Raw genomic sequence first — 14028 nt, 5'->3', positions numbered from 1 at the left:
GGGAACGGAAAGGCGCGTCTTTTCTCGTGCTGGCCACGTGGGCGACCGGGGCCCGGTGACCAGTTGCGATCACCGGGAGTTGGGATCAGACGTCAGAAACTCCAACCAGCCCTCACATACCAGAAGCCGCCATTATACCCGAAGGGAGAGGCGTCAATATACTGGTTGCCATTCCCGGGCAGGCCGGTGAACCGGTCGATTGATCTGAGATCCTTGTCCGGATAGTTGTCGAACAGATTCTGAACGCCGAGCGACAGGCTGAACTGCTCGGTCACGTCGTAGGTTGCTTCGACGTCAACAATGACTTCTGACCCAAAAGTCTGTGCGGCGTTATTGGACGAGGTAACAGTGAATTTGTCGTAGTAGTTCACCCGCGCAAGGACCGACAGCGGGCCATTCTCCCAGGTTTCCGTGAAGTTCACACGGGTTCTTGGCAAAGTCTTTTCCAGATTGGCCACCCGGTCATTGCTGATAATCGCCGGATTGCGCTTCAGGACATCTGTCTTGTTGTAGTTCACGCTCAAAGAGCTATTGAACGTACCGGCATTGTCGGTGTGAAAGCTGTGCGTCAACACAGCATCGATGCCCTGGGTGCGCGTCTTGAAGGCGTTGGTCAGATATTGCAGGCGGTTAAGTTCAAAGGCGTTGGAGACGCCCAGTGCCGTCAGCGCCGCCCGATCTCGGTCCGTGACAACAAAAGCCTGAGACAGGCCCAGCCGATCACGGATGACGATATTGTAATAGTCCATCGTCAGGTTAAATCCCCCGCCGGGCGTCACCACAACACCGCCTGTCAAGTTGACCGATTTCTCCGGTTTCACGGGCACAGCCCCAAAATAGACGGCGGCCGGGTGATTCACGGCAAAAGTACCAGTCTGCACCGGGGTCGTGCTCCCGGCAATGAAGCTCAAGAGGACATTGTTGACGTTGGTCTGGCCGGGCGTGGGGGCATGGAAGCCCGTGCTGGCAGCGCCTCGGATTGCGACATCCGGAGACACTTCATACCGCGCTGAACCCTTGACGTTGGCAGTGGAGCCAAAGGTGTTGAAATCCTCATACCGGGCTGCGGCACCAATCGTCAGCGTGTCCGTCACGTCGGTTTCAAGATCAACATAGCCGGCATAGCTGCGGCGGGAACTTGACCCGGCATTATCGGGGCCGAAGCCGACGCTGCCGTTGGAACCGACAGAACTGATGACCGTAAAGGTCGAACTGTCAGGCCGCTGCACCACCTGCCGCACAAAGGGACCGGCATTCCAGGACGCACGATCGCCAAGGCCCACTTCATAGGTATCGCGCCGATACTCTGCCCCTAGGGCAATGTTCAGCGGACTGGCAAAACCGACCTCGACCGGATAGCTGGCATCCGCGTTCAAGGTCACCTCGCTTTGGCGCAGCTTGCCCAGATAAAAGCTGGTCGGGCTCTGCGGTCCGTAAGACGGGTTGACGGTATTATCCAGATAATATTGCAGCTGATTCTGGCCATAGCTGGCCGAAACGTCATATGTCAGTTCACCCGCCGTGCCGCGATAGCCGACGGTCTCCGACAAATCCTCAATTTTCCCCGAGAAGATCGGCGTGAAGCCTGCCGGAAACATCTTGGTGAAATCAAAGGTCGCACCAGCCGCGTTGCGGTTGCCGTTCGGCAGTTGGTCGAGATAATAGGTCACCCCAAACAGGGCCGTGCGGGCAAAATTGGTCGTATCAAAGGGCTGACGATAGTTGAAATTCTGCTCCCCGTCGCTGCGGCCATAATTCCCGAAAAAGTACAGCGTCGACCCGTCCAGATCGATTTCGCCATTGGCGAAAAGGCGCTTTGCCTCCATCGCCGTCTTGCCCCATTTCTGGACAGGATCAGGGATGTTGAGCGCCGGGCGCTGCTGGCTCAGTTGCAGGGCGCCGGGCCGCTGCGTGCCACGGCTGGTGGCGCCATTTTCGGCATATTCGGCGCTTACATTCAGGAAACCATTGTCGCCCAGGGCAAAGCCGTTATTGAGTGCTACCTGGTAGTCCCGACCGTCGCCTTCATAGAACTGGCCATAACGGGCCTGTCCGGAGAAACCTGAATTCGCCTTCTTGAGGGCAATGTTGATCACGCCCGCGATGGCGTCGGAACCATATTGGGCAGACGCACCATCGCGCAGAACCTCCACACGGTCGATCGCGATCGCCGGAATCTGGGACAGATCCACCGCTTGGCTGAGCAAGGACAGAGCGCTCACATCAACATTGACCAGCGCCGACCGGTGCCGGCGCTTGCTGTTGATCAGGACCAGCGTCTGGTCAGGCGGCAGGCCGCGCAGGTTGGGAGGACGGATGAAAGACGAACCCGTGGAAATGGCCGCCTGTGGTACGCTGAAAGACGGGATGACATTCTGAAACAATGAGTTGGTATCAGATGAGCCTTGGCGCAGCAGGTCCTGCGACGTGAATACATCAATCGGCGTAACGGACTGTGTCACCGTGCGGTTATAACGGCGAGTACCGGTAACAACGACCGGTTCCAACAGAATGCTTTCGGTTGACGCCCCCGATTTTTCAGAACTCGTTTGGCTTTCTGCTGCATAACTTATTGAACTTGTCATTGCGATGGCGCATGCCGAGGAAAAAAGAACGTACTGGAGCCGCTTTTTCATTCCCGTTGTCCCCTGTTATCTTGATTGTATTTCCAGTTCCATGCGGACATCTCTATTGTTGAGACGAACCCACCTTTTTCTGAGAACTGGCACTTCAAAAGCGTAACTCTGGGGGCTTGAATAAAGTTGCGTACTACTGTCGTGCCTCGGCATAAATCGCTAAAAATTGGTTAATAACACGCCGACCATGCCCCCACGCCCATTGACGTCCCTGCACGGGCAGGAACGTCAATAGGCGCATGGCGATGTCGACGGCTCCCTCCTTCCAACCCAAGAATTCAACCCTTTGAATGCCCTGTATCCGCCCTGCCATCGGTCGGACAGGCGCAATTTCTTGTCGCCATGGCAATTTTCGGGTGGCGAATAAAGATGACTACAATAAGTTATATGTTCAGCAGAGACATCAACATCGAACAATATGAACCACTATCTTTTATGTGCAACACAACATAGATTATGTTGCGGTGCAGCGGAAGCCACATCAATTGGCCAAAAACCTCTTCAAAGGGAGACTTTTCATTATCTCTTTTTCTCGATATTGGTTACAAAGATATTAATATTTATTCTGCACAAGGATTTTTTATCTCCAGATCTGTCTCTTGCGATCAAAAAGGTACGGCGCCGGTCGCCATTTCTGGCGCTTTTGCTGTTGGCCAGTGCCGCGCTGATGGCCAACGCGCCTGCCTTTGCCCTGGCCTGGAATGGCGACATGGAACCGCTGGCACAGTACCGTACCTATTGTCAGACCTACGGCGACCGCGATCCCGGTTGCGCCACCAGTCTGGGCGGAAAGGCCGTCAGGTCAATCGGTATCGACAGGGTGGATGCGGGCCAGGCCACATTAGGGATGGCATTAATGGTTCACCGCCAAGTGGTCGATGACCTTGTGTATCGTGCGGACAGGGAAGACCGATGGGAAGTCCTGGGTACACCCGGTCGTGGCATGGCGGGCGATTGCGACGACGTGGTGATGACCACCATTGCACGCCTGCTGCGCCGCGGGTACCCACGTGCGGCCTTACGCGCTACCATCGTGCGTCTGCCCGCCAATGGCGGTTACCACCTGATCCTGTCTGTTCGGCGCCAAGGCGGCTCAGGGGTGGAAGAAATCTTTCTGGATGACCGGCATCATCTCCCCATGCGCCCAGAACAACTGGCGGCCGAAGGTTATGTGTTTATTGCACAGGAAGTGCCGGGCCGTCGGCACTGGCAGCGCGCCGTCAGCCAGCCCGCCCTGATGGTTGCCGAACGGGAGAGAAATTGACAGCGTGGACGGCTTGACAGAGAGGCCACGCAGACCTACCTACCCTCGACGAATGTCGGGGGTTAATCGCCGTTGCCCCAAAAATTGGCACCAAACGTGCTGCCATTCAGAGCAAATTAACCATTCTGCTTTTTTCAAATTCATCCTTGCCTTAAAATCCATCAGAACTTCTTCTTTGATAGCAGCCTGCTGCTTTGTTGAGCATTCGTCCAATCGATTTCCGGACCGGCATCCTTGATTTCGCACACGCACAGCCGTGGCACGGTTGTTGCTGAAACGCTGTTTCCTATCAGGGGGATGCGGTTCGCGGCGACGCAGTGGCCAGAATGGGCCGGCTCATCCCCCGCCGACAGACACGAAGGTGGACATGGCCAAACATGCCGTACGGGTCGCCGTCAGAAATGTCGTGAGGGTGATTGCGGCCCCACAGGCTCTTGTTGCTGCCAAAGCACGGGTTGCTGATCGTCAGGCCCGGCCGCCGGCCGGTAATGTCAACACGCCGGAACTTCTCTCCGGTGTCTCCTGGGATGAAGGCCGCAAGGTCTGGTTGGTCCATCCCCTGTCCTTGCCGGTGCGTGGCTGACACAGCCACCGGCCCATCCATAGCGGAGGAAGAATGTTGAAGCGGTTGGGTAGTCTCCTGGTCCTTGCGGCAGCGCTGACAGCCTGCAACAAGGAAGAGGCCCGCGAGATCAAGCGCACAGATGTGCCGAACTTCCCCATTGCCGCGGCAGTGCAGGTGCCTGCCGGGTCTGACCTGTTTTTCCTGTCCGGCACCGTGCCGCCCGTGGCGAACAAGGATGCGCCCGCGGGCAGCATCGAATCCTTCGGCAATACCGAAACACAGACTGTCAATGTTCTGACACGTATCCAGGAAACCCTGAAGGCCCAGGGCTTGACCATGGGCGACGTGGTGCTGATGCATGTCTATCTGGTCGGTGACCCGGCCAAGGAAGGCAAAATGGATTTCGCCGGCATGATGGCCGGTTATACCAAGTTCTTCGGCACGCCGGAGCAGCCCAACAAGCCGGCCCGGTCCACGGTACAGATCGCCGGCTTGGTCTCTCCCGGCATGCTGGTGGAAATCGAAGTTCTGGCTGCCAAGGCTAAGCAATAACCGGCAAGGGCTGGTGGGGGAATGGGAAAGCCCCCGAACAGCCCTTTCGGTTCTCAACGAACCGCTGCCGTCCCCACGGGTAGGGGCCGGTGGGGGACGGGGACGGGGGGCTCGCATGACCGGAAGACCGGCGGCGGGGACCGGGCCCCGGCAAAGTGTCCCGCAAAAGGGACCATCAATGGGAAGAAGCGCAACCGAGGAGGAAGGAACCAAACAACCGAGTTGAACAGGGGACCTCTCATGAAGGTAAATAACAGCAAGCCGGCCAAGCGCGCATCCGTGCGGAAGGTCGCATTCGGCATCCTGTGCACGACCAGCCTGCTGCCCATGTCGGCCATGGCCCAGCCGGTCGACGGTATTGAGGAAATCATTGTGACCGGTACGCGCGTGGCCAACCGCACCGCGACCGAAAGCCTCGCGCCCATCGATGTTCTGGGGGCGGGTGATCTGGAAAAGCAGGCTTTTAGCGATACCAATGATATCCTGCGCAGCCTGGTTCCTTCCTTTAATGTCAGCCGCAACGGTATCTCCGATGGCTCTACCTTCGTGCGTCCGCCGACCCTGCGCGGTCTACCGCCGGACCAGACCCTGATCCTGGTGAATGGCAAGCGACGTCACCGGTCGGCCCTGGTGCAATTGTCCGGTGGCGCGCTGGCAGCGGGTGCCCAGGCGTCCGACCTGTCACAGATCCCGGCCATTGCCATTAAACAGGTAGAGGTGCTGCGTGACGGCGCCGCCGCCCAGTACGGCTCGGACGCCATTGCCGGCGTGATGAATTTCCAGCTCAAAGACGCATCGGAAGGGGGTTCAGCCACGATCCAATATGGCTCCACCTATGAAGGTGACGGCGACAATGCCAAATTTGCGGCCAATGTCGGTCTGCCGCTGGGCCCCAATGGTTTCTTCAACCTGTCGGCTGAATACAGCCAGGGCGACCCCACCAACCGCGGCGTCCAGGACCCGCGCGCGCCGGCTGCCAAGACCGATCTTGCCATGAACTGGGGTGACCCGGATGCGGAGGCGACGCGCGTTTTCGTTAATTCCGGCATCGAGCTGACTGAAAGCACCTCAATCTTCCTGTTCGGTAATTATGGTGCGTCGAAGTCTAATGGGTCCTTCTACTATCGCCCGCCGAGCCTGACACACGCTGTGAATGGCCCGACCCTTCCCGTGGCGGGTGATCCGGATGGTTTCCGCTTCACCGAATGGTTTCCGCTGGGCTTCACGCCGCGCTTCTACGGCGACGTGAAGGACGCCTCCATCGTCGGTGGTTTCAAGCATGAATTGGAAAGCGGTCTGGTGTACAGCATGTCCGGGTCGTTCGGGCGCAGTCAGATTGATTACGAACTGAAGAATACCGTCAACCCGTCGCTGGGTCCGGCAAGTCCGCGTGAATTCTATGTCGGGCGGCTGGTTCAGGAAGAAGAGAACTTCAACGTCGATCTGTCCTATCCGGTGGAAATCGGCTGGGCCACCCCGCTGAACATCGCAGTGGGTACGGAGTTCCGCCGCGAACTGTATGAAATCGGCCCTGGCGACCCGGCCTCCTACACGGTCGGCCCCTACGCTTCGTTCATCGATTTCCGCACCCGGCTGCCCGCGGCCCTGCCCATCGGGTCCAACGGCTATCCCGGCTTCCGTCCAGAGGATTCGGGCGAGTTCAAGCGCGACAACATCGCCTTCTATGCCGACATGGAAGGTGACGTCACCGACAGCTTCACGGTTGGCGTCGCCGCCCGGTATGAGGATTTCGACTTTTTCGGCTCCACCTTCAACTGGAAGCTCAGCAGCCGTTACGACATCACCGACAGCTTTGCCGTCCGTGGTTCGGTCAATACCGGTTTCCGTGCGCCCACACCCGGCCAGTCACAGACATCGTCAGTACAAACCTTCTTCCCGGCCGGCAGTTCCAGCCCGGTGGCGCGTGGCACCTATCCGGCCGCCAGCCTGGTGGCGCAGTATTTCGGTGCGCAGCCGCTGTCTGAAGAAAAGAGCACCAATTTCGCCGGCGGTATCGTCGCCGATCTGGCCGATATCAACGTCACCATCGACTATTATAACATCAAGGTTGAAGACCGTATCGCCCTGTCGGGTGACTTCAACCCGACAGATGCTGACAAGATCCGGCTGGCGGCCCTGGGCGTTCCGGGTGCCAACACGCTGGGTGCAGTCAACTACTTTACCAATTCCTTCGATACCCGCACCCAGGGCGTCGACTTTGTGGCCAACACCTCGGTCCCGGCGGGTGAGGGCAAGGTCGATCTGACAGCAGCCCTTAACTACAACAAGACCAAGGTGACCAAGCGTAACACCGCCGTGATCGATGATACGCGCAAGGCCGACCTGGAGAAGCAGTTGCCGAAATTCCGCGGCAATTTCTCCGCCCAATATACGCTGGGCGCCTTCTCCATCCTTGGCCGTGCAAGCTACTATAGCAAGTTCACCGACACGGCCAACTATGCCAAGACCTTCGGGTCCGAATGGCTGTTCGACACCGAAGTTTCCTATGATGTCTATGAGGACATCAACTTCGCCATCGGCGTGCAGAACATGTTCGACAATTACCCGGACAAGGTCGATGCCCTGGCTGGTGGTGGTTATGCCGTGGGTCAGGTTTATCCCGACACCTCACCCATGGGGTACAACGGTGGCATGTATTATGCCCGTGTGACCGTCAAGTTCTGATCCTGCGGTGCGTAACGGGGGCGGCGGGCCCATCCCTGTCCGTCCCCGGATTTTCAAGTGATCCCTGTCATCTCGACCTTCACCGCCCCCGGTTCGATCCGGGGGCGGTGCTTGAGGGATTGCGTCCCGATTTCCCATTGAGGCGATGATGGTTGCAATGAACAATATGCCCCCTCGTGCCCGCATGACGCGGCGCGAGTTGCTGGCCATGATCGGTACGGCCGCGGGCAGCTCCGTCATGTATCAGGCGGCGACGTCGCTGGGTTATGCGGCAGAAAGCCCGTTTGCAGGGCCGCCCAGCCTATCCGGTGCGCCCAAGGGTGCCTCGGTACTGATCCTGGGTGCCGGTTGGGCCGGGCTGGTGGCAGCCTACGAACTGGGCAAGGCTGGGTACAAGGTGCAGGTGCTAGAATACCGGGAAAAGGCCGGTGGTCGCGCCTGGACGCTGCGCGGCGGCGACACCTATACCGAGTTGGGCGGCTTCACACAGAAAGTGGGGTTCGACAAGGGGCATTACCTAAATCCTGGACCCTGGCGCGTGCCATACCATCATCGCGCTGTCATGCACTATTACCGTGAGCTGGGCGTAAAGCTGGAGCCGTTTTTCCAGGTCAATTACAACGCCTATGTTCATTCCAAGAATGCCTTTGACGGCAAGCCGCAGCGCTATCGCCATGTGCTGGCCGATTTCAACGGCCATGTGGCCGAGCTTTTGTCCAAGCTGGGGCACAAGGGCGGGCTGGACGGCTTTGTTACCAAGGAAGACCAGGAAAAGCTGCTGGAGGCCATGCAGGACTGGGGCGCCCTGGATGACAACTATGCCTATAAGGCCAATGCCGAGACCTCCAACCGACGCGGCTTTGAGAAGGACCCCGGCGGCGGTCTGTCGGGCGAACCCGTCTTCTCCAAACCCATCGAGTTCTCGCAACTTCTGCAATCCGGCCTTTGGCGGGCCATCGGAACAGGTTCGGGGTACGAATTCCAGACAGCCTTGTTCCAGCCGGAAGGCGGCATGGATGCCGGCCCCCTGGCCCTGGCCGCGAAGGTGAAGGACAAGATCACCTATAACGCCAAGGTTACCGAGATTCAGCAGGATTCGGGGGGCGTCACGGTTACCTACACCGATACCAAGGCTGGCGGCGCCGTTAAGACGGCCAAGGCCGACTGGTGCCTGTGCACCATTCCCGCCTCCATCCTGTCGCAGATCAAGAAGAACGTATCGTCCGACATGGACGCCGCCATCAACGCCCTGCCCTATGAGGCGGCGTTCAAGGTGGGCTTGCAGTTCAAGCGCCGCTTCTGGGAAGAGGATGAGGAGATCTATGGCGGTATCACCTATACCGACCTGCCCATCTCTCTGATCGCCTACCCCAATAGCCGTTTTGCCCAGCCGGGCAAGGGCGTACTGCTGGGGGCCTATCCCTGGGGTCCATTCGCCTATGAATTCGCCGCCATGGCGCCGGAGGAAAGGGTGAAGAAATGCGTTGAGTTCGGCGCGCAGATCCACCCTCAATATCGACAAGAATTCGATAATGGTGTGGCGGTCGCTTGGCACCGCGTGCCCTGGACTCTGGGCTGTTTCGGGTCCTGGACGGCGGCCAAGCGGGCCGAGCATTACAAGAATATGTGCCAGATCGACGGGCGCATCCTGCTGGCCGGTGAACATGTTTCCTATCTGCCGGCTTGGCAGGAGGGGGCGGTTCTGTCCGCACTGGACGCCATTGGTCGACTTCACCAGCGCGTTGTTGCGAAATGATGAGAGGGAGAAAGACCATGCGCATGGTCAAGCCACTGTCAATCGCTGCCCTGTTCCTGGCCGCTCTGGCGGCCTCTGGTCCTGCCGGTGCCCAGAGCACGGATGCGCAGAGCAGCGACTTTGCCGATGCCCGCCGTTTCGCCTATCAAAACGGCGAGCAGCTCTATCACGCGATCTGTCAGGGCTGTCACATGCCCGACGGCAAAGGGGCGACCGGGGCCGGGGCCTATCCGGCCCTTGCCGCCAACACCAACCTGGAGGCCGGGACCTATCCCGTGCATCTGGTCGTCAATGGGCAGAAGGCGATGCCGGCCTTCGCCTATCTGTCGGATGAACAGGTGGCCGCTGTCGTCAATTATGTCCGCACACATTTCGGCAACGGCTATAAGGATGTCGTAACGCCCGAGGATGTGAAGGGGATGCGGCAGTAACCATGGCGAATGAACCCGTTCTGCGTCTTGCCACGCCCGCAGATCGACCGGCGCTGGAGAGGCTGGTGGAACGGTCCGTGCGCGATCTCAGCCGGGACCATTACAGCACCGACCAGATCGATGCGTCACTGAAGGCGATCTTCGGCATTGACGGCACGTTGATTGCCGATGGCACCTACTTCACCGTCCTGGTCGGCGAATGTTATGCCGCCTGTGGCGGGTGGAGTCGGCGCCGGACACTGTTCGGCGGGGATCAGGCGGCAGGGCGTTCGGCTGAGCTACTGAACCCTGTCACTGACGCAGCCAAAATCCGGGCCTTTTTCGTTGACCCTGCCTTTGCACGGCGCGGTCTCGCTAGTCGGATGATGCGTGCTGCTGAACAGGCAGCACTGTCGGAAGGGTTCAAAAGCCTTGAGTTGATGGCAACGTTACCCGGCGTATCGCTTTACCTCGCCCTGGGTTTCATCGCGACAGGCACACATACCGAGCATCTGCCCGACGGTCACGTCATCCCATTTGTACCCATGCGCAAATCAATCGGGTAGCGGCAAGCAGCCCCCTTCCCAACCTTTCCGGTTTCGCCCACCCTCTGGCAAATGACAGGGGATGGCAAAAGATCATGGCGGATAACGATCAGAAAAGTCATGCAACAGGTGCGCGGAACCTGATGCGGGGCTGTACCCAGGCAACCTTGGCAACGCTGACCCGTCCGGGCGGCGATCGTGCGGGCTGGCCCAGCCCCTCCCTTGCCCTGATCGGATTTGCAACGGACGGATGCCCCTTACTGCTGATTTCCGGTCTGGCCGAACATACACGCAACCTGCTGGTCGACCCACGCTGCGGCTTGCTGTTCGACGGCACTGCCGGCCATATCGACCGGCTGACCGGTCCGCGGCTGTCCGTACGTGGACAAGCGGAACCGACCCAGGACCCCGCCCTCCTGCGCCGTTTCCTGACCCGGCAGCCAACCGCCGTAACCTATGCCGGCTTCGGCGATTTTGGTTTGTGGCGGGTTGTCATCACGGACGGGCATCTGGTGGCCGGTTTCGGGCGCATCCATACGCTGTCGACTGATGATCTGTGCCTCCCCGCCACTGCATGCGAATATCTCGCACGGGCGGAAGCCGAACTCGTCGCCCACATGAACCAGGACCATGCCGATGCCCTGGCCCTGTATGCCACAGCGTTGTTGGGCAAGGGTCACGGTCGCTGGTGCATGACCGGCCTTGACCCGGACGGCCTGGATCTACGCACCGATGCCGATACGGCTCGCCTTGCCTTCACCGCGCCAGTCTATGATGTGGGGCAGGCCCATACAGAAATGATGCGGCTGGCGACCTTGGCGCGAACAGTTTCCCCTTAAGACGAACAGCGCGCTGTCCGTAACCGGACAGACTGTTCACCAGCGGACACAAGCGCCAAGCAGGAAAACCCGATTTTCCGTCCTTTTCCGGTGTGGCATGGCGAGTGCTTTGCCAGTGGTCACTGACCGGCTAAGCGAGCGGAGAGCACTTTATGTTGAAGCGTCGCCATTTTCTGACCCTGGCCCTGACCACCCTGGCTGCCCCTGTATTGGCCCAGGTTCCGGCAACGGGGCCGATGGGTAAAGCGGAGCGTGCTGAGGTGCTGCGAACATTGGCGGACCGTCTGGCCGCTAACTTTGTCTTTCCGGAGGTCGGCGCTCGTTATGCGGGGATGCTGCGCGAAAAGGCGGACAAGGATGCCTATGCAGACCTGACCGATCCGACTGCCTTTGGCGAACGTGTCACAGCCGATCTGCAGGCAATCAACCGCGACGGCCATCTTCGGTTGGCACCAGTCAGCGTTTTCCAAAACCGCGCGCCGCGCCCGCAACAACCCGACATGCCGGCCAGTGCTAAACCCAATGGGCCCCAAGGGCTGGAAGACGCCTCAATGATCGGCGATGTCGCTTATCTGCGTTTCAATGGCTTTTTTGGTGAAACGAAGGTGATAGCAGCAGTGCGCAACTTCCTTGTTGAACAGGCGGCGACAGCCCGTGCCGTGATTATCGATGCCCGCCCCCATCGCGGCGGCGGCCTGGATGAGATGGATGCGATCCTGCCGCTACTTTTTGCGCAATCGACCACATTGGTGCGTATGGACACCCGTGCTTCTGCCTTTGCCCGTGGCATGCCGGCCTATCGATCACTGGTCCGGCAGGACGCACCCGACGGCGTCATTCGCCAGGACCATATGGTGACCCCGGACAAGACGGTTACCCGGCTGCAATCAGTTCCGGTCTATTACCTGACCTCCCGACGAACCGCGTCTGCTGCCGAACATCTGGCTATGGCCTTCAAGCGCACCAAGCGCGCCACGATCATTGGGGAAAAGACTTACGGCGCCGGCCATTTTGGCGGGGTGGAAGAGATCAGTGGCCGGTTCGCAGCCTTCATCCCTGTGGGCCGATCCTATGATCCCGATGATGGTTGGGGTTGGGAAGGCCAGGGTGTCGCCCCGGATATTGTCACCCATGCCGATGATGCGCTGAATATGGCGCTGGAAATGGCCTCGCGCGCCGGCGCCCGACCGACCCCAGCCACAGCAAAACCATAGCGACGGCGCCTGGCGGCAGGGTGGCGGGGAGATCTTGCGTCACCCTGGTTCGGTCGCGAGCACAGAAGGTCCATGAACTGTCACAGCACAATCCCGATGGTGCCATTTGTCCTGGCTGACTTAGATAAGGTAAGAAGGCCCGGCCGATGTCGGGACCCGGACCAATGCCGAAGAATATCGCGATCTTGCTGTTTCTTCTGCTGGCCCTGCCGGTATCCGGCTTCATGGCGTGGGCCATGCCACCCTATTTCAACGTGGATGAAAGCAACCACGTGATGCGGGCCGAAACGGTTCTGCGGGGTCATGTCTTCGGTTCCCGCGAGCCTGACGGCTCATCGGGAGGGTTTATCGACGAGGGCCTGCTTGAGCTGCTGTCGCATTACTGGAGCACGCTATCGGAACCCGGAAGGGTGATGTCGGCGGCAACCATGGCTGACGGCGAGACGGTACCGTGGAGCGGGAGGACGCGGTTCGTCCATATCCCCAATACCGCCATCTATCCCCCCACTCTCTACCTGCCGACCATGGCCGGGCTGTGGATTGGCAAAGTCCTGGATTTCGGCGTGGCCGACAGCATCCGGCTTGCCCGCTTCGCCAATATTGCGGCTTGCCTGCTCTTATTTGTAACGGCTTTGCGTCTCGCGGCGTTTGGGCATGGCCCGCTTGTGGCGGTGGCCCTTTGGCCGCTTTGTCTGGCCCAATATGCCGCCTGTGGCCAGGATGGGCTTTTGATCGCCCTGTCAGCGGTTTACGCCGCATTGATGACCCGGGCCATCGCGCGGCAGGGGCGGTCCACCGCCGCGGAATTCATCGGGCTTGCCCTTGTCAGCCTGCTGCTGTCCATGTCACGACCAGCCAATCTGGCCTTGCTTTTGCCATTGCTGATGGTCATGCCGGGGCGGCTCGGTCGCGTGCCGGGATGGGCCATGCTGCTGCCAGCGCTCCTGATGCCAGTGGCCTGGGCGCTGCATGCCGTGTTGTTCGTACAAGTGATGCAGGTGCATGGCGATGTGGTGCCCGATCTTGGCGCACAGGTGTTGCACTTGCTGTCCCACCCGCTGGCCTTCCCGGCGGCTCTGGTTGATACACTGTTCCAGTGGGGGTGGCCGTTTACAATCGGGATGCTGGGCTGGATCGGTTGGAGCCAGGTCAACATTATCCTGCCGGACGCCCTTTACCCCTTCTATCTCTGGGTTTTCGGCCTGGTTTTAGCCTTCTCGGCGGTAACGCCCGGCAACCAGCCGGGGTGGCGGGTCAAGACGGGCATGGCCCTGGGGCTGGTCGGGACCGTTCTTGCTATTTTTCTGTTGCAGTATCTGACATTTAGCGCCGTCGGTGCCGGACAGGTGGATGGCGTGCAGGGCCGTTACTTCGCACCGCTGGCCTTGCTCCTGGGCCTGCTTGTTCCGGCCCTCGGCGACCGTCTGCCCGCGCGACTTCACCCACGGTTTGCGACGTTGACGCTGGTCCTGCTGTCCTTCACTGGCATCCTCACCGCTGTAGCCCTGCCTCATGCCGTCACGATGCGGGTCTATGTGACCGCCGGCTAACAGGCATGCCGG

General features: G+C 59.6%; 11 protein-coding genes. 10 read left to right on the top strand and 1 reads right to left on the bottom strand.

Annotated elements, in window-relative coordinates; translation table 11 throughout:
- Window positions 1-92: 92 nt before the first annotated feature.
- Window positions 93-2507: a TonB-dependent receptor plug domain-containing protein gene (locus tag CHU95_RS08495; protein ID WP_207762426.1), complete on the bottom strand. Its 2415-nt coding sequence runs from the start codon at window positions 2505-2507 to the stop codon at window positions 93-95.
- Window positions 2508-3054: 547 nt separating this feature from the next.
- On the opposite strand from CHU95_RS08495, the gene CHU95_RS08490 reads away from it, so the two are divergent.
- The 10 genes from CHU95_RS08490 (at window position 3055) to CHU95_RS08445 (ending at window position 14016) form a co-directional block, all read left to right on the top strand.
- The gene (locus tag CHU95_RS08490) at window positions 3055-3900 is read left to right on the top strand and encodes a transglutaminase-like cysteine peptidase (RefSeq protein WP_094455670.1); all 846 of its coding nucleotides are present in this window, start codon (window positions 3055-3057) and stop codon (window positions 3898-3900) included.
- Window positions 3901-4267: 367 nt separating this feature from the next.
- Window positions 4268-4483: a hypothetical protein gene (locus tag CHU95_RS08485; RefSeq protein ID WP_094455668.1), complete on the top strand. Its 216-nt coding sequence runs from the start codon at window positions 4268-4270 to the stop codon at window positions 4481-4483.
- Window positions 4484-4516: 33 nt separating this feature from the next.
- The gene (locus CHU95_RS08480) at window positions 4517-5017 is read left to right on the top strand and encodes a RidA family protein (protein WP_165772092.1); all 501 of its coding nucleotides are present in this window, start codon (window positions 4517-4519) and stop codon (window positions 5015-5017) included.
- Between the two features lie 240 nt (window positions 5018-5257).
- Complete coding sequence (locus tag CHU95_RS08475; RefSeq protein WP_245838052.1) at window positions 5258-7702, top strand: TonB-dependent receptor plug domain-containing protein; 2445 nt, start codon at window positions 5258-5260, stop codon at window positions 7700-7702.
- A 157-nt stretch (window positions 7703-7859) separates the two neighbouring features.
- Entirely contained in the window at window positions 7860-9458 is a 1599-nt protein-coding gene (locus tag CHU95_RS08470) for a flavin monoamine oxidase family protein (RefSeq protein ID WP_207762425.1), read from the top strand.
- A 17-nt stretch (window positions 9459-9475) separates the two neighbouring features.
- Window positions 9476-9889, top strand: a complete 414-nt coding sequence (locus tag CHU95_RS08465; protein ID WP_207762424.1) for a c-type cytochrome — start codon at window positions 9476-9478, stop codon at window positions 9887-9889.
- A 2-nt stretch (window positions 9890-9891) separates the two neighbouring features.
- On the top strand, window positions 9892-10434 hold the full coding sequence (locus CHU95_RS08460; protein ID WP_094455664.1) for a GNAT family N-acetyltransferase: 543 nt from the start codon (window positions 9892-9894) through the stop codon (window positions 10432-10434).
- A gap of 74 nt (window positions 10435-10508) precedes the next feature.
- Window positions 10509-11252 (top strand): HugZ family pyridoxamine 5'-phosphate oxidase, encoded by a 744-nt coding sequence (locus CHU95_RS08455; protein WP_094455662.1) that lies wholly within the window; start codon window positions 10509-10511, stop codon window positions 11250-11252.
- Between the two features lie 152 nt (window positions 11253-11404).
- On the top strand, window positions 11405-12466 hold the full coding sequence (locus CHU95_RS08450) for a S41 family peptidase (RefSeq protein WP_094455660.1): 1062 nt from the start codon (window positions 11405-11407) through the stop codon (window positions 12464-12466).
- Between the two features lie 164 nt (window positions 12467-12630).
- Complete coding sequence (locus CHU95_RS08445; protein ID WP_165772090.1) at window positions 12631-14016, top strand: DUF2142 domain-containing protein; 1386 nt, start codon at window positions 12631-12633, stop codon at window positions 14014-14016.
- The last annotated feature ends 12 nt before the right edge of the window (window positions 14017-14028 follow it).

Source organism: Niveispirillum lacus (assembly GCF_002251795.1).
Lineage (GTDB): Bacteria > Pseudomonadota > Alphaproteobacteria > Azospirillales > Azospirillaceae > Niveispirillum > Niveispirillum lacus.
Note: the sequence above shows the minus strand (reverse complement) of the source record. Positions and strands in the feature narration are given on the sequence as shown.

Coding starts and splice junctions, on each gene's coding strand:
- CHU95_RS08490 (WP_094455670.1), top strand. CDS start 3,055: ATGAACCACTATCTTTTATGTGCAACACAACATAGATTATGTTGCGGT.
- CHU95_RS08485 (WP_094455668.1), top strand. CDS start 4,268: ATGGCCAAACATGCCGTACGGGTCGCCGTCAGAAATGTCGTGAGGGTG.
- CHU95_RS08480 (WP_165772092.1), top strand. CDS start 4,517: ATGTTGAAGCGGTTGGGTAGTCTCCTGGTCCTTGCGGCAGCGCTGACA.
- CHU95_RS08475 (WP_245838052.1), top strand. CDS start 5,258: ATGAAGGTAAATAACAGCAAGCCGGCCAAGCGCGCATCCGTGCGGAAG.
- CHU95_RS08470 (WP_207762425.1), top strand. CDS start 7,860: ATGAACAATATGCCCCCTCGTGCCCGCATGACGCGGCGCGAGTTGCTG.
- CHU95_RS08465 (WP_207762424.1), top strand. CDS start 9,476: ATGCGCATGGTCAAGCCACTGTCAATCGCTGCCCTGTTCCTGGCCGCT.
- CHU95_RS08460 (WP_094455664.1), top strand. CDS start 9,892: ATGGCGAATGAACCCGTTCTGCGTCTTGCCACGCCCGCAGATCGACCG.
- CHU95_RS08455 (WP_094455662.1), top strand. CDS start 10,509: ATGGCGGATAACGATCAGAAAAGTCATGCAACAGGTGCGCGGAACCTG.
- CHU95_RS08450 (WP_094455660.1), top strand. CDS start 11,405: ATGTTGAAGCGTCGCCATTTTCTGACCCTGGCCCTGACCACCCTGGCT.
- CHU95_RS08445 (WP_165772090.1), top strand. CDS start 12,631: ATGCCGAAGAATATCGCGATCTTGCTGTTTCTTCTGCTGGCCCTGCCG.